Below are 14,700 nucleotides of genomic sequence, written 5' to 3'. Positions count from 1 at the left end.
TGACATCCGGTCCGGCGCGGCTCCGTGCGATGTACGCGGAGCCGGCCTCCGGGGCGCGTTCGCCACACGGGAGCTCTAGTCCATGGGCCGCCGGTTCCGTACGTCGTGTCCGTACGGCCTGGCGGAAGTCTTCAGGTCTGTGCGCTGCCCGACCCAGGTGGCTCCCGAGTGCCAGGGCGGCGCGACGACGACGATCCCTACGCGGCGGGACCTTCCGGCGCCTTCGCGTCGGCGTTCACGGCGGCCGTGGGTGGGGCGGCCGTGTCGGCCTCGCGGTCGGGCGCGAGCGGGTCGGTCACCGTGCCGGACTCCTCGTCGAAGAGCCCCTGCGCCAGCCTGGTCACCGCAGCGGGGACCGGCGGCGCCAGGTCGGCCACAGCGTGAAGACCGGACAGGACGTCGTCGGGTCGCACGGCAGGTGTCAAATGCCGAACAACCAGCCGCAGTATCGCACAAGCATGGTCCAGCGGCCTATCAACCTGGGCCGGAAGGGCTTCGAGGCTGACGACCGCTCCGCGGGTGTCGAAGGTCCGCACCCCGTTCTTGGTGCGGCGCTGCACCTCCACCGTCCCGGCGGCGAGGAAGGTCTCCACCGCACGCTGGGCCTCGGCGAGCTCCACGCCCTCCAGGCGCAGCTCCCAGACGGAGGCGGTCAGCCGGTCCGCGAGCCCGGAGGTGCGGGCCTCCACGGCGTCGATGATGTCGAGGCCGAGCGGCATCGACTCGTCGAGCAGCTCGCGCAGCGTCTGCGGGTCGCGGGGCGCCGCGAGGGCGATCTCCAGGTACTCGGCCTCGCTGCCGGTGCCGGTCGGCGCGGCGTTGGCGTAGGAGACGCGGGGGTGCGGGGTGAAGCCCGCCGAGTACGCCATGGGCACCTCGGCGCGGCGCAGGGCGCGCTCGAAGGCGCGCTGGAAGTCTCGGTGGCTGGTGAACCGGAGGCGGCCACGCTTGGTGTAGCGCAGTCGGATGCGCTGCACCACCGGTGCGGGAGGCGGGCCTTCGGGCTGTCGCTTGCCCAGTGGTTCTTCTCCTTGTGCGGGGCGTCGCGGCTCGCGCGCCGCCCTGAGTTCCGTCGACCCGTCCGGTTCACCCCCGCCGCTGGGGCAGGGAGATCTCGGCTGCGGGTGCCGCGTCAGCGGCTGTCGTACTACCCAGAGTACGCGCCCGTGACCTCGCCGGTTCCCCGGCGGGCCCACCGAACAGCGCCCGCCGCATCTCGGTGCGTGCCTCGCGCACCGCGGCGCGGGAGGTCCGCCATACCCGGCGCAGCGCGTGCCCGGCGGGCGCGACGACCTGCCGGCGGACCCAGGCGAGGGGCCGGGCGACGCAGCCGCGCCACAGCCGGCGCAGTCCCCGGCCGAGGGCGAGGGTGATCCGGCCGGCGAGGTGCCAGGCGGGGGCGAGGACCTGCCGCGCGAGGAACACGGCCGGCGGCGCGAGGACGTGGACGAGGACCCACCCCACCCCGCGCCCGAGCGGCAGGACCGCGTACCGCCACAACCCCGCCCACGGCCAGACGAACACCAGGAGGCACACCCCGCGCACCAGCCACCGCACCCCGTGCCCGAGCGGCGTCAGCACCCGCCGGTGCACCCAGGTCAGCGGCCCCCGCAGCAGCCACGCCAGAGCGGCCCCCACGGGCGCGAGCACGTACCGCCCCAGCGGCCGCAGCAGGTAGCGGTACACCGCTCCCCCGGCCGGGACGGCGAGGTAGCGCCACAGCCCGACCCAGGGCCAGTACAGCAGCGCCATGCCCAGCGGCCGCAGCAGATACCCCCACAGCCGCACGCACACCCACCCGAGCCCCTGGCCGACCGGCGCGAGCAGGTGCCGCCGGACCCTACGCGCGCAGCCCGCGAGCAGGTCCCACAGCACCCGCACGGGCAGCACCACCAGCACGGCCACGACCTTCACCGGAACCCTGACGGCCCCCGCCGGCCCCCCGTCCCCGCCCTGCCCGGCCCGCGACCTCTCGATGTCCATGCCGCTAAGGACACCAGAACCCCCGAACCCGTTGCGCCGCCCCCTGGACGGTCACGCCTCCGACACGCGTATGCCCCCCACCGGAACCGGTGGGGGGCATACGCAGCAGCGCTCAGATCACTTCACGACCGACAGCGGCAGCAGCTTCTTGCCGGTGGGGCCGATCTGGATGTGGGTGTCCATCTGGGGGCAGACGCCGCAGTCGAAGCAGGGGGTCCAGCGGCAGTCCTCGACCTCCGTCTCGTCGAGGGCGTCCTGCCAGTCCTCCCACAGCCAGTCCTTGTCCAGACCGGAGTCGAGGTGGTCCCAGGGGAGGACTTCCTCGTACGTGCGTTCGCGGGTGGTGTACCAGGCCACGTCGACGCCGTGGGCGGGCAGGGTCTTCTCCGCCGCCCGCATCCAGCGGTCGTACGAGAAGTGCTCGCGCCAGCCGTCGAAGCGGCCGCCGTCCTCGTAGACGGCGCGGATGACGTCGCCGATGCGGCGGTCGCCGCGGGAGAGGAGGCCCTCGACGATGCCGGGCTTGCCGTCGTGGTAGCGGAAGCCGATGGAGCGCCCGTACTTCTTGTCGCCGCGGATCTTGTCGCGGAGCTTGGTCAGGCGGGCGTCGGTCTCCTCGGCGGAGAGCTGCGGGGCCCACTGGAAGGGGGTGTGCGGCTTCGGGACGAAACCGCCGATCGACACCGTGCAGCGGATGTCGTTCTGGCCCGAGACCTCACGGCCCTTGGCGATGACGTTGATGGCCATGTCGGCGATCTGGAGGACGTCCTCGTCGGTCTCCGTCGGCAGGCCGCACATGAAGTACAGCTTCACCTGGCGCCAGCCGTTGCCGTAGGCGGTGGCGACGGTGCGGATCAGGTCCTCTTCCGAGACCATCTTGTTGATGACCTTGCGCATGCGCTCGGAGCCGCCCTCGGGGGCGAAGGTCAGGCCAGAGCGGCGGCCGTTGCGGGTCAGCTCGTTGGCCAGGTCCACGTTGAAGGCGTCCACACGGGTCGAGGGCAGCGAGAGGCCGACCTTGTCGTCCGTGTAGCGGTCCGCGAGGCCCTTGGCGATGTCGGCGATCTCGCTGTGGTCCGCGGAGGAGAGGGAGAGCAGGCCGACCTCTTCGAAGCCGGTGGCCTTCAGGCCCTTCTCCACCATCTCGCCGATGCCGGTGATGCTTCGCTCCCGCACGGGGCGCGTGATCATGCCGGCCTGGCAGAAACGGCAGCCGCGTGTGCAGCCGCGGAAGATCTCGACGGACATCCGCTCGTGGACGGTCTCGGCGAGCGGGACCAGCGGCTGCTTGGGGTAGGGCCACTCGTCGAGGTCCATGACGGTGTGCTTGGAGACGCGCCACGGCACGCCGGAGCGGTTCGGCACGACCCGGCCGATGCGGCCGTCCTCCAGGTACTCCACGTCGTAGAAGCCCGGGATGTAGACGCCGCCGGTCTTCGCGAGGCGCAGCAGCACCTCCTCGCGGCCGCCCGGGCGGCCCTCGGCCTTCCAGGTGCGGATGATCTCGGTCATGTCGAGGACGGCCTGCTCGCCGTCGCCGATGACGGCCGCGTCGATGAAGTCCGCGATCGGCTCGGGGTTGAAGGCCGCGTGGCCGCCCGCGAGGACGATGGGGTGGTCGACCGTGCGGTCCTTGGCCTCCAGCGGGATGCCCGCGAGGTCGAGGGCCGTGAGCATGTTGGTGTAGCCCAGCTCGGTGGAGAAGGACAGGCCGAACACGTCGAAGGCGGAGACGGGGCGGTGGCTGTCGACCGTGAACTGGGGCACCTGGTGCTCGCGCATCAGGGCTTCGAGGTCCGGCCACACCGAGTAGGTGCGCTCGGCCAGGACGCCCTCGCGCTCGTTGAGCACCTCGTAGAGGATCATGACGCCCTGGTTGGGCAGGCCCACCTCGTACGCGTCCGGGTACATGAGCGCCCAGCGGACGTCACAGGCGTCCCAGTCCTTGACGGTGGAGTTGAGTTCACCGCCGACGTACTGGATGGGCTTCTGCACATGCGGGAGCAGAGCTTCGAGCTGTGGGAAGACCGACTCGGACATCACGCGACTTTCGTGAAGCGGGCAGGGGGCGACTCTCAAGCGTACCCCGGGCCCCGGGCGCCCTTCTCCACGTGATCATTTCGGGAAGGCCCGCAACCTGCGCCGCCCGGCCCTGGCCCAGGCGGCCGGGAGCCGCTGTTCGAGGAGGTCGCAGCGGGCTTCCTCCCGGCCGTGGAGCAGGCCCCAGGTGTACGCGGACTCCCCCGCGTCGGCTGCCTGGGCGCCGAGGCCGAGGAGGGCCTCGCGGGAGACGACCCCGTCGCGGTGTTCGCCGAGCAGGCTCTGCACCGACTTGGCGGCCTTGACCAGGCGCCGGGCGGGTTTGCCGAGGGCGGGGGCGGCGGCTTCGGCGGCGTAGCGGACGCGTTTGGCGGCCTTGCGGGCCTCGTGGAGGGCGCGGTCGCGTTCCTCACCGGGGTCGAGGGCGAGGGCGGCGGCGACTCGGTCGCCGAGCCGGTCCCAGTCGCGCAGGGCGGCCTTGCGCAGGGGTTTGGCGGCGGGTTTCGCGGCGGCGGGGCGCAGGGGCGGGCTGGTGAGGAGGGCGTCGACGGAGTCGAGGAGGGCCAGGTAGCGGTCGGTGTCGAGGGCGGCGAGGGCGCGCCGGCGGGTACGGGCGCGGCGGTGGGTGTTCCAGGCGCGGAGCCGGTCGCGGACGGGGCCGACGCGCAGGGAGGGCGGGAGTTCCCCGAGGCGGGCGCGCAGCCGTTCGAGGAGGACCTCGCGGTCGCGGTCGGCGCCGAGTTCACCGGCGAGCCAGCGCAGCTCCGCGCGGACGGGGTCGGTGGCGGCGCGGTCGAGGAGACCGCGGTGGGTGGCGAGGGCGCTGCGCATCCGGCGGATGGCGACGCGCATCTGGTGGACGGAGTCGGGCACGTCGCGGCGTACGGCGGGGTCCTGGGCGACGAGGACCTCGCGCTGGCGCCGCAGGTACGCCAGGACGTGCGCGCCGGCCGTGCCGTCGGCGGGGCCGGGGCCGGGCCGGGTGTGCGGCGGGGCGCCGGTGGCGGTGAGGGCGCGGGCCAGCTTCGAGGGGGCGGCGCCGGGGCGCAGGCCCGCCTCGGCGAAGCGGGCTTCGACGGCGTCGAGGAGGGCGGGGTCGCCGTGGTCGGCGAGTTCCACCTCGACCTCCGTCCAGGCGGTGGCGGCCCGGCCGCGTTCGGCGCGGACGGAGTCGGTGCACAGCTGGGCGAGGAGGCGGCCGTCGGCGTCGAGGAGGTCGTCGGTGTGGCGCTCGGAGTGCATCCGGACCCGGGGTTCGAGCGGCCGGTGGCGGGTCCGGGAGCGGACGAGGGCGGCGAGCTCGGGCGGGAGGGCGTCGGAGAGGGGGGCGCGGACCTCGTCGCGGACGCCGGGGGCGACGGGCAGTTTGAGGTGCCAGCCGGCGTCCTCGCCCCCGGTGCGGCGGCGCAGGGTGATTCCGTCGGCGGCCAGCGCCCCGTCGGGGGTGTCGTAGTAGACGGCGTAGAGGTCGGCGGTGCCCCGGTCGCGGACGGCGGCGACGGAGGCGGTGCCGGTGAGGTCGGGCATCCGCCGCCGCCCGGCCCGGGCCTTCTTCCCGTCCCTGAACTCGAATTTCCGCTCGGTCTCGCGCTGGGTGTCCGCCATGGATCGAATCTAGTACCGATCCGGGACGATGGCAGGCCGCTGCGCCCAGCGGCGGGAAACGGCCCGCGCACCGCCGGGTTCAGGCCGACATCGGCCGCTGGACCCTTATCGACTGGAGCAGTCCGACGGCCACCCAGACGGCGAACATGGAGGAGCCTCCGTAGGAGACGAACGGCAGCGGGAGTCCGGCGACGGGCATGATGCCGAGGGTCATGCCGATGTTCTCGAAGGACTGGAAGCCGAACCAGGCGATGATCCCGGCGCAGACGATGGTCCCGTAGAGCTCGGTGGTCTCGCGGGCGATCACGCAGGCCCGCCACAGGATGACGCCGAGCAGGACGAGGATCAGTCCGGCCCCGACGAAGCCGAGTTCCTCCCCGGCGACGGTGAAGACGAAGTCGGTCTGCTGTTCGGGGACGAACTGGCCGGTGGTCTGGGAGCCCTTGAAGAGCCCGGAGCCGAGCAGGCCGCCGGAGCCGATGGCGATGCGCGCCTGGTTGGTGTTGTAGCCGACGCCGGCGGGGTCGAGGTCGGGGTTGGCGAAGGCGGCGAAGCGGTTGATCTGGTACTCGTCGAGGACGCCGAGCTGCCAGATCAGGATCGCTCCGGCGGCGCCGGAGGCGAGCAGGCCGGCCACCCAGCGGTTGGAGGCACCGGAGGCCAGCAGGACGCCGAGCACGATGATGACCATCACCATGACGGAGCCGAGGTCGGGCATCAGCATGACGATGCCCATGGGGGCGGCGGCCAGGCACAGGGCCTTGACCACGGTGCGGTGGTCGGGATGTTCGAGGTCCCCCGCGTCCACACGGGCCGCGAGCAGCATGGCCATGCCCAGGATGATGGTGATCTTGACGAACTCGCCCGGCTGGAGGGAGAAGCCGCCGCCGATGACGATCCAGGCGTGGGCGCCGTTGATGGTCGAGCCGAGCGGGGTGAGCACGGCCAGGACGAGCACCAGGGAGAGCCCGTAGAGGATCGGCACGGCTCCGCGCAGGGTGCGGTGGCCCATCCAGATGGTTCCGATCATCAGCACGAGGCCGATGCCGGTGTTCATGGCGTGGCGGGTGAGGAAGTAGTACGGGTCGCCCTGGTTGAGGGAGGTGCGGTTGCGGGTGGCCGACCACACCAGCAGGCAGCCGAGGAGGGACAGCGCCAGCGCGGACAGCAGTATCGGCCAGTCGAGCCGGCGCAGGACGGAGTCCCGGGCGGTCAGCTTGGCGACGGGCCCGCGCTGGGGCGCGTAGCGGGAGACGGAGAACTTGTTCGCGGTCTGCACGGGGCCTCAGTCCTGCCGGGCCGCGGGCGGGGCCGGCGGGCCGGCGAGCGCGGGCGGGGCGTCCTCGGGGGACGGCGGCACGTAGGGGCGGATCTCGGGGGCGTCGATGGAGCCGTCCGGCTGGATGGCGGGCAGGCTGGCCTGCGGCTTGGGCAGCAGCGCCTTGGAGAGGTCCTGCTTCCCGGACATGTCGAGGCCGTAGATGGCGTTGTAGATGTTGCGCACGGCGGGGCCGGAGGCGCCGGAGCCGGTGCCGCCCTGGGAGATGGTCATGATGATCGTGTAGTCGTCGGTGAAGGTGGCGAACCAGGAGGTCGTCTGCTTGCCGTAGACCTCGGCGGTGCCGGTCTTGGCGTGCATGGGGATCTGCTTCTGCGGCCAGCCGCCGAAGCGCCACGCGGCGGTACCGCGGGTGGCGACGCCCTCCAGGGCTTCGCTTATCTGCTGCCGGGTCTTCTCGTCCATGGGCAGCTTGCCGTGGGCCTGCGGCTTGATCTCCTCGACGTGCTTGCCGTCGGCGCTGACCACCGCCTTGCCGATGGTGGGGTTCCACATCGTGCCGCCGTTGGAGATGGCCGCGTAGATGGTGGCCATCTGGATGGGGGTGACGAGGGTGTCGCCCTGCCCGATGGAGTAGTTGACGGCGTCACCGGCGCGCATGAGGTTGCCTTCGAGGCAGTTCTCGTAGGAGAGCAGCTCGACGTAGGTGCCGCCCTTCTTGCCGGTCTTGCACCACTGGTCCTTGTTGGCCTCCCAGAACCGCTGCTTCCAGGCGCGGTCGGGGACGCGGCCCTTCTCCTCGCCGGGGAGGTCGATGTGGGTCTCGGCGCCGAGGCCGAACTGGTGGGCGGTCTTGTAGAAGATCTCCGCCGGGTTCTTCACGGGGTGGAGCCCGCCGTCCTTGAGCCACTGCTGGTGGCCGAGGGCGTAGAAGACGGTGTCGCAGGAGACTTCGAGGGCCTGGCCGAGGGTGATGTTGCCGTGGCCCTGGGACTCGAAGTTCTTGAAGACCTGGCCGCCGATGGAGTACGAACTGGGGCAGGGGTAGCTGCCGTCGAACTTGTATCCGGCGTTGACGGCGGCGGTGGTCGGGATGACCTTGAAGATGGAGCCGGGGGCGGCCTGGCCCTGGATCGCCCGGTTCATCAGCGGGACGTTGGACTCCTTGGCGGTGAGCTTGGCGTAGTCCTTGCCGGAGATGCCGCCGACCCAGACGTTGGGGTCGTAGGTGGGGTTGGAGGCCATGGCGACGACCCGGCCGGTCTTCGATTCGAGGACGACGACGGCTCCGGCGTCGGCCTTGTAGGGGACGCCGGTGTTGCGGTCGATCTGCTTGCGGGCCTCGACCATGGCGGCGTTGAGCTCGTACTCGGCGACGCCCTGGACGCGGGCGTCGATGCTGGTGACGAGGTGGGCGCCGGGGACCGCGGGGTCGTTCTCGGCCTCGCCGATGACCCGGCCGAGGTTGTCCACCTCGTAGCGGGTGACGCCGGACTTGCCGCGCAGCTGCTTGTCGTAGGTGCGTTCCAGGCCGAAGCGGCCGACCTGGTCGGAGCGCAGGAACGGCGAGTTGGTGTTCTTCGCCTTCTGGATCTCGCTGTCGGTGACCGGGGAGAGGTAGCCGAGGACCTGGCCGGTGTTGGCCCCGCCGGGTGCCGGGTAGCGGCGTACGGCGGTGGGTTCGGCGGTGATGCCGGGGAAGTCCTCGGGGCGTTCGCGGATCTGGAGGGCCTGCTGGGTGGTGGCCTCCAGGGTGACCGGGATCGGCTGGTAGGGGGAACCGTTCCAGCAGGGCTGGGGGGTCTTGGAGTCGCAGAGCCGGACCTTGTCCATGACGTCCTGCGGCTTCATGTCCAGCACTCCGGCGAGGCGGGTCAGGACCCCCTTGCCCTTGTCCTTTATCTTCATCAGCTCGGTGCGGCTGGCGGAGACGACGAGGCGGGTCTCGTTGTCGGCGAGCGGGATGCCCCGGGCGTCGAGGATGGAGCCGCGCACGGCGGGCTGGACGACCTGCTGGACGTGGTTGTTCTTGGCCTCGTCGGCGTACTCCGCGCCGTTGCGGATCTGGAGGTACCACAGCCGCCCGCCGAGGGTGAGCAGCAGCGAGAAGACGAGCACCTGGAGGATGACGAGCCGGATCTGCACCCGGGGGGTGCGGCCGGTCTCCGGAATGTTGGTCACTACTGCTCCCCCGTCACAGCTTCCTGACGCTCTTCACGCTCTTCATGCCTTTGACATCCCTGATGCCCTTGATGCTCTTGACGCCTTTGACGCCCTTTATGCGGCCGGCGCGGTTGGCGCGGCCGCGCGCGCTCATCAGCCGCAGGCCGCCGCGCTGGCTGCCGATGCGCAGCCCGGTGCCGCCGGCCAGCCAGCCGGAGGCGACGTCCTTGCCCTGCGGGGGGCCGCCGTTGGCCTCGACGGCCATCGGGTCGTTCTCGGCACGGCGGGCCAGGGCCATGATGAACGGCACGGTGAACGGCGCGAGCAGCAGGTCGTAGACGGTCGCGGTGGCCAGCAGCCCGACCAGGCCCACGTGGCGGGCGGCGGTGTCGCCGACGAGGGCGCCGACGCCCGCGTAGAGGAGGGTGGAGCCGATCGCGGCGGCCAGGACCGTCAGCATCGGCCCCCAGGCGGAGCGGAAGCGGCCGTTGTCGGGGCGGGCGAGGCCCACGAGGTAGCCGATGAGGCACAGGACGAGGGCGTAGCGTCCGGCGGCGTGGTCGGCGGGCGGGGCGAGGTCGGTGAGCAGGCCGGCGGCGAAGCCGATGAGGGCTCCGCTGACGTGCCCGTAGACCAGGGCGAGGCCGACGACGGTCAGCAGGACGAGGTCGGGCACGGCTCCGGGCAGCTGGAGCCGGCCCAGGACGGTGACCTGGAGGACGAGGGCGACGGAGACGAGCGAGCCCGCGAGGAGGATCCGGTTGATGCGCATGGCGGTCAGCTCCTACTCGTCGGCCGGCTTGCCGGGAACGCTGGCGGAGGGCGACGGGGTGACCGTGACGGTGACCGTCGGCGTGGGCTTGGGCGGCTCCGGCTTGGGCGGCAGGACGGCGTCGCGGGGGTCCTCGCGCGGGGGCATGACGACGACGCCGACGATGTCGAGGCGGGAGAAGCCGACGAAGGGGCGGACCCACACGGTGCGGGTCAGGTCGCCGCGCGAGGGGTCCACCTTGACGACCTCGCCGATGGGGACGCCGGGGACGAACGGCTTGTTGGCGCGGGAGCCGAAGGTGACGAGCCGGTCGCCGGGGCTGATCTTGGCGCGGCCGTTGAGCATCTGCACGGAGAGTGCGCGGTCGCCCTGTCCGGTGGCGAAGCCCAGTTCGCCGGTCTTCTCCAGGCGGGTGCCCACGGTGAAGCCGGGGTCGTTGGCGAGGACCACGGTGGCGGTGTCCGGGCCGACGGTGGCGACGCGTCCGACGAGCCCGTCCCCGTTGAGGACGGTCATGTCGCGCTCGATGCCGTCCTTGCTGCCGGCGTCGATGGTGACGGTCCAGGAGAAGCCCTGGGCCGCTCCTATCCCGATGACCTCGGCGCCCTTGATCCCGTACTGTCCGGCGCCGGCCCGCTTGAGCATCTCGTCCAGCTCGTGGATGCGGCTGCGGTTGCGGTCGTCGCTGCCCAGGCGGGTCTTCAGCGCGGTGTTCTCGCGCTCCAGGGCGGTGATCCGGTTGTGGCGCTCGTCGGAGTCGCGGACGGCCCCTATGGCGTGGGCGACCGGGTCGACGGCCGTCGCGACGCCCTTCTCGACGGGGCCGAAGACGGCCGCGGCGGCCCGCCGGGCGCCGTCGACGGGCGAAGCCTCTCCGGCCCTGATGTCCACCGTGATCAGCGCGAACGCGATGGCGATCAGCAGTACCAGGAGCAGCCGGCTCTCTCGTGTGTCCCTCACGTGCGGCGGCCGTGCCTTCCTCGTAGAAACTCGTACGGTGAAACTCGGACGGCGGAACCGTTCCGGCGGTGCCGGGGCTCTGCGGACTGTGCCTGTATATCAACGATCCGCCGCACGGGAGCGGCAGCACCCGTACGGCGGATCCTTGTGTTCCACTTGCCCCGTTACGGGGATTTGATCATCGCCGGGGCTGGGCGTCCAGGACCTGCTGGAGGGCCTCGAACTCCTCGACGCACTTGCCGGAGCCGAGGGCCACGGAGTCGAGGGGGTCCTCGGCGATGTGGATCGGCATGCCCGTCTCGCGGCGCAGCCGCTCGTCGAGCCCGCGCAGCAGGGCGCCGCCGCCGGTCAGCACGATGCCGCGGTCCATGATGTCGCCGGAGAGCTCCGGCGGGCACTTGTCGAGGGTGGTCTTGACGGCGTCCACGATGGCGTTGACGGGCTCCTCGATGGCCTTGCGCACCTCGGCCGCGGAGATGACCACGGTCTTGGGCAGGCCCGAGACCAGGTCGCGGCCGCGGATCTCGGTGTGCTCGTCCTTGTCGAGGTCGTAGGCCGACCCGATGGTGATCTTGATCTGCTCGGCGGTGCGCTCGCCGAGGAGGAGCGAGTACTCCTTCTTGATGTGCTGGATGATCGCGTTGTCCAGCTCGTCCCCGGCCACCCGGATGGACTGCGCCGTGACGATTCCGCCGAGCGAGATGACGGCGACCTCCGTGGTGCCGCCGCCGATGTCCACGACCATGTTGCCGGTGGCCTCGTGGACGGGCAGGCCCGAGCCGATGGCGGCGGCCATGGGCTCCTCGATGATGTGCACCTGACGGGCGCCGGCCTGCGTGGACGCCTCGATGACGGCGCGGCGCTCCACTCCGGTGATACCGGACGGCACGCAGACCACCACGCGCGGACGCGCCAGGTAGCGACGCTTGTGGATCTTGAGGATGAAGTACCGGAGCATCCGCTCGGTGATCTCGAAGTCGGCGATCACGCCGTCCTTGAGGGGGCGTACGGCGACGATGTTGCCGGGCGTGCGCCCGATCATCTTCTTCGCCTCGGAGCCGACCGCCAGGATGCCACCGGTGTTCGTGTTGATGGCGACCACGGACGGCTCGTTCAGGACGATTCCCCGGCCCCTCACGTACACCAGCGTGTTGGCGGTCCCGAGGTCGATCGCCATGTCACGGCCGATGAACGACATGTTGTTCCCCTTGTTCCCCATGAGGAGCGTCTGGCCTTCCAGTTGATAGCGGCTGCTGTCAGGTCGGCGAGGTGGGTGTGTGGGTGGAGGCCCCATCGTAGTGCCGCGGGTACGGACATCGCGCGACGGGACTCCGGCAATCCCGCCGGAACGGATACCCGCCCCCTTAGTGGTGACGTCTTGTCCTGTGCAGGCGTTCCCGAACCGCCACCGTAATACCGAAGGGCGACCGAAATTACTTCGGTCGCCCCAGGTCCTGAGCGCTATTTGGCTGATGTCACGTCAGAAAGGAGTGTTCGCCGCCGGTCACAGAGCGGGGAAGAACAGCTTCAGCTCGCGCTCCGCGGACTCCTCGGAATCCGAGGCGTGGATCAGGTTCTCCCGGGTGATGGAACCGAAGTCACCGCGGATGGAACCGGGCGCGGCGGCGATCGGGTCGGTGGGCCCGGCCAGCTGCCGGACACCCTCGATCACGCGTTCCCCTTCCACCACGAGGACGACGACCGGGCCGCTCGCCATGAAGCCCATCAGGGGCTCGTAGAAGGGCTTGCCCTTGTGCTCGCCGTAGTGCGTCTCAAGGGTTTCCTGGTCCAGCGTGCGCAGCTCCATCGCCGGGATGGTCCAGCCGGCCTTGCGCTCGATACGGCCGATGATCTCGCCGACCAGCCCGCGACGGACGGCGTCGGGCTTGAGGATGACGAGCGTGCGCTGGGTCATGTGGTAACTCCTTGCGGCATACGGGTGCGGTAGGGCGAATCTACAGGGCCGGTACGGGGCACGGTCACGCAGCGTCAGCCTCGGCCTGACGGGCCGCCCAGCTCGCCTTGATCGCGTCGATCCGCCGGCCATAGTGCACCGAGCACCACCACAGGCCCGCGAACACCGCGCCCAGGAAGAACATCATCGGGACCACGAACCCGCTCGCGATCAGCCCGATCTGCAACGCCCAGCCGAGCTCCACCGCGCCCCGGCGCGAGAGCATCCCGCACAGCAGCACCGACAGCAGCATCGTCACGCCGCAGACCGTCCACACCTGGGCCTGGGTCAGGTCCGGGTTCTTCATGGCCACCAGGCCCGCGAAGCCGACGACGAAGAATTCACCGATCAGCGTGCTCGCGCAGAGCGTGCGCATCGATCCCTCAGCCCCTCTTGAACAGCAGGCGGGCCTCGCCCACCGTGATCACGGAACCGGTCACGAGGACCCCGGCCCCACCGTATTCGGCCTCTTCCTCCGCCAGCGTGACGGCCGCCTCCAGGGCGTCGTCCAGCCGCGGCTCCACCTGCACCCGGTCGGGGCCGAAGACCTCCACCGCGATGGCGGCCAGCTCGTCCGCGCCCATCGCCCGGTGGCTGGTGTTCTCGGTGACGACGACCTCCGCGAAGATCGGCTCGAACGCCTCGAAGACGCCCTTGACGTCCTTGCCCTCGCTCGCCGCCACCACACCGATCAGCCGGCTGAACCCGAACGCCTCGGTGACGGCCTCCGCCGTGACCTGGGCCCCGGCCGGGTTGTGCGCGGCGTCCAGGATCACCGTCGGGCTGCGGCGCACGACCTCCATCCGGCCAGGCGAGGTCACCGCGGCGAAAGCCTGCCGCACGGTGTCCACGTCGAGCTCGCGCGCCTGCTGTCCGCCGACGCCGAAGAACGCCTCGACGGCGGCCAGCGCGACCGCCGCGTTGTGCGCCATGTGGGCGCCGTGCAGCGGCAGGAAGATGTTGTCGTACTCGCCGCCCATCCCGCGCAGGGTGAGCATCTGGCCGCCGACCGCCACCTCGCGGGAGACCACGCCGAACTCCATGCCCTCGCGGGCCACGGTCGCGTCCACCTCGACGGCCCGCTTCAGCAGCACCTGCGCGGCGTCCACCGGCTGCTGCGCCAGGATCACGGTGGCGTCCTGCTTGATGACGCCGCCCTTCTCCTGCGCGATCTCGCCCGGCGTGGAGCCCAGGCGGTCGGTGTGGTCCAGGCTGATCGGAGTGATCACCGCGACCGAGGCGTCGATCACGTTGGTGGCGTCCCAGGTGCCGCCCATGCCGACCTCGATGACGGCCGCGTCGACGGGGGCGTCCGCGAAGGCCGCGTACGCCATACCGGTGAGGACCTCGAAGAAGGACAGCCGGAAGTCCTCGGCCGCGTCGACCATCTCCACGTACGGCTTGATGTCGTGGTAGGTCTCGATGAAGCGCTCGGCGCTGATCGGCGCCCCGTCCAGACTGATCCGCTCGGTGACCGACTGGACGTGCGGGCTGGTGTAGCGGCCGGTGCGCAGCTCGAAGGCGTTCAGCAGGGCCTCGATCATGCGGGCCGTGCTCGTCTTGCCGTTCGTACCGGTGACGTGGATGGTCGGGTAGGCGCGCTGGGGCTGGCCCAGGACGTCCATCAGCGCCTCCATGCGGGAGACGGACGGGTCCAGCTTGGTCTCGCCCCAGCGGGTGGCGAGCTCCTGCTCCACCTCCTGGAGCGCCTTGGCCACCTCGGGGTCCTCGGGGCGGGAGGGCACCGGGTCGCCCGTGGGCGGGCCCGCCTGGGCGCGCAGGGTCCGGCTCCCGGCCTCGATCACCGCCAGGTCGGGGTCGCGCTGGGATTCTTCCGCCACTATCTCGTCGAACTCGTCGAGCGTGGCGTCGCGGTCGCGGTCGGGGCTCTCGGGCTGCTGCTCACTCACGGGCCCAGTCTACGGACGCGGACCCCGGCCGTCG

Annotated in this window: 12 protein-coding genes; all 12 read right to left on the bottom strand. The window is 71.3% G+C overall.

Annotated elements, in window-relative coordinates; translation table 11 throughout:
* Window positions 1–197: 197 nt before the first annotated feature.
* The 12 genes from ABZ716_RS02585 to ABZ716_RS02530 all read right to left on the bottom strand — a co-directional run bounded on the left by ABZ716_RS02585 (window position 198) and on the right by ABZ716_RS02530 (window position 14,666).
* A complete protein-coding gene (locus ABZ716_RS02585) occupies window positions 198–977 on the bottom strand; it encodes a TIGR03936 family radical SAM-associated protein (RefSeq protein WP_358955957.1) in 780 nt (259 codons plus the stop codon).
* Window positions 978–1,086: 109 nt separating this feature from the next.
* Complete coding sequence (locus ABZ716_RS02580; RefSeq protein ID WP_358955954.1) at window positions 1,087–1,983, bottom strand: hypothetical protein; 897 nt, start codon at window positions 1,981–1,983, stop codon at window positions 1,087–1,089.
* 117 nt (window positions 1,984–2,100) lie between these two features.
* Window positions 2,101–4,026 carry a TIGR03960 family B12-binding radical SAM protein gene (locus ABZ716_RS02575; protein ID WP_351884873.1) on the bottom strand — a complete coding sequence of 642 codons (1,926 nt, stop codon included), beginning with the start codon at window positions 4,024–4,026 and terminating at the stop codon, window positions 2,101–2,103.
* 72 nt (window positions 4,027–4,098) lie between these two features.
* Window positions 4,099–5,628, bottom strand: coding sequence for a CYTH and CHAD domain-containing protein (locus tag ABZ716_RS02570; protein WP_358955951.1), 1,530 nt, complete (start codon window positions 5,626–5,628; stop codon window positions 4,099–4,101).
* Window positions 5,629–5,707: 79 nt separating this feature from the next.
* On the bottom strand, window positions 5,708–6,907 hold the full coding sequence (rodA, locus tag ABZ716_RS02565) for a rod shape-determining protein RodA (protein ID WP_358809988.1): 1,200 nt from the start codon (window positions 6,905–6,907) through the stop codon (window positions 5,708–5,710).
* Window positions 6,908–6,913: 6 nt separating this feature from the next.
* Window positions 6,914–9,088: a penicillin-binding protein 2 gene (mrdA, locus tag ABZ716_RS02560; RefSeq protein ID WP_351884864.1), complete on the bottom strand. Its 2,175-nt coding sequence runs from the start codon at window positions 9,086–9,088 to the stop codon at window positions 6,914–6,916.
* A 13-nt stretch (window positions 9,089–9,101) separates the two neighbouring features.
* Window positions 9,102–9,842 (bottom strand): rod shape-determining protein MreD, encoded by a 741-nt coding sequence (gene mreD, locus ABZ716_RS02555; protein WP_358955948.1) that lies wholly within the window; start codon window positions 9,840–9,842, stop codon window positions 9,102–9,104.
* A 12-nt stretch (window positions 9,843–9,854) separates the two neighbouring features.
* Entirely contained in the window at window positions 9,855–10,802 is a 948-nt protein-coding gene (gene mreC, locus ABZ716_RS02550; RefSeq protein ID WP_358809989.1) for a rod shape-determining protein MreC, read from the bottom strand.
* Window positions 10,803–10,980: 178 nt separating this feature from the next.
* The gene (locus ABZ716_RS02545; RefSeq protein ID WP_008738981.1) at window positions 10,981–12,000 is read right to left on the bottom strand and encodes a rod shape-determining protein; all 1,020 of its coding nucleotides are present in this window, start codon (window positions 11,998–12,000) and stop codon (window positions 10,981–10,983) included.
* A 306-nt stretch (window positions 12,001–12,306) separates the two neighbouring features.
* Window positions 12,307–12,717 (bottom strand): nucleoside-diphosphate kinase, encoded by a 411-nt coding sequence (gene ndk, locus ABZ716_RS02540; RefSeq protein ID WP_351884855.1) that lies wholly within the window; start codon window positions 12,715–12,717, stop codon window positions 12,307–12,309.
* A gap of 64 nt (window positions 12,718–12,781) precedes the next feature.
* Complete coding sequence (locus tag ABZ716_RS02535; protein ID WP_042812769.1) at window positions 12,782–13,132, bottom strand: DUF4233 domain-containing protein; 351 nt, start codon at window positions 13,130–13,132, stop codon at window positions 12,782–12,784.
* Window positions 13,133–13,139: 7 nt separating this feature from the next.
* Window positions 13,140–14,666: a folylpolyglutamate synthase/dihydrofolate synthase family protein gene (locus ABZ716_RS02530; RefSeq protein WP_351884851.1), complete on the bottom strand. Its 1,527-nt coding sequence runs from the start codon at window positions 14,664–14,666 to the stop codon at window positions 13,140–13,142.
* Between the last annotated feature and the right edge of the window lie 34 nt (window positions 14,667–14,700).

Origin of the sequence: Streptomyces sp. NPDC006687, assembly GCF_040636215.1 — a bacterium.
Taxonomy (GTDB): domain Bacteria; phylum Actinomycetota; class Actinomycetes; order Streptomycetales; family Streptomycetaceae; genus Streptomyces.
Note: the sequence above shows the minus strand (reverse complement) of the source record. Positions and strands in the feature narration are given on the sequence as shown.

Coding starts and splice junctions, on each gene's coding strand:
- ABZ716_RS02535 (WP_042812769.1), bottom strand. CDS start 13,132: ATGCGCACGCTCTGCGCGAGCACGCTGATCGGTGAATTCTTCGTCGTC.
- ABZ716_RS02570 (WP_358955951.1), bottom strand. CDS start 5,628: ATGGCGGACACCCAGCGCGAGACCGAGCGGAAATTCGAGTTCAGGGAC.
- ABZ716_RS02545 (WP_008738981.1), bottom strand. CDS start 12,000: ATGTCGTTCATCGGCCGTGACATGGCGATCGACCTCGGGACCGCCAAC.
- ABZ716_RS02580 (WP_358955954.1), bottom strand. CDS start 1,983: ATGGACATCGAGAGGTCGCGGGCCGGGCAGGGCGGGGACGGGGGGCCG.
- ndk (WP_351884855.1), bottom strand. CDS start 12,717: ATGACCCAGCGCACGCTCGTCATCCTCAAGCCCGACGCCGTCCGTCGC.
- mreD (WP_358955948.1), bottom strand. CDS start 9,842: ATGCGCATCAACCGGATCCTCCTCGCGGGCTCGCTCGTCTCCGTCGCC.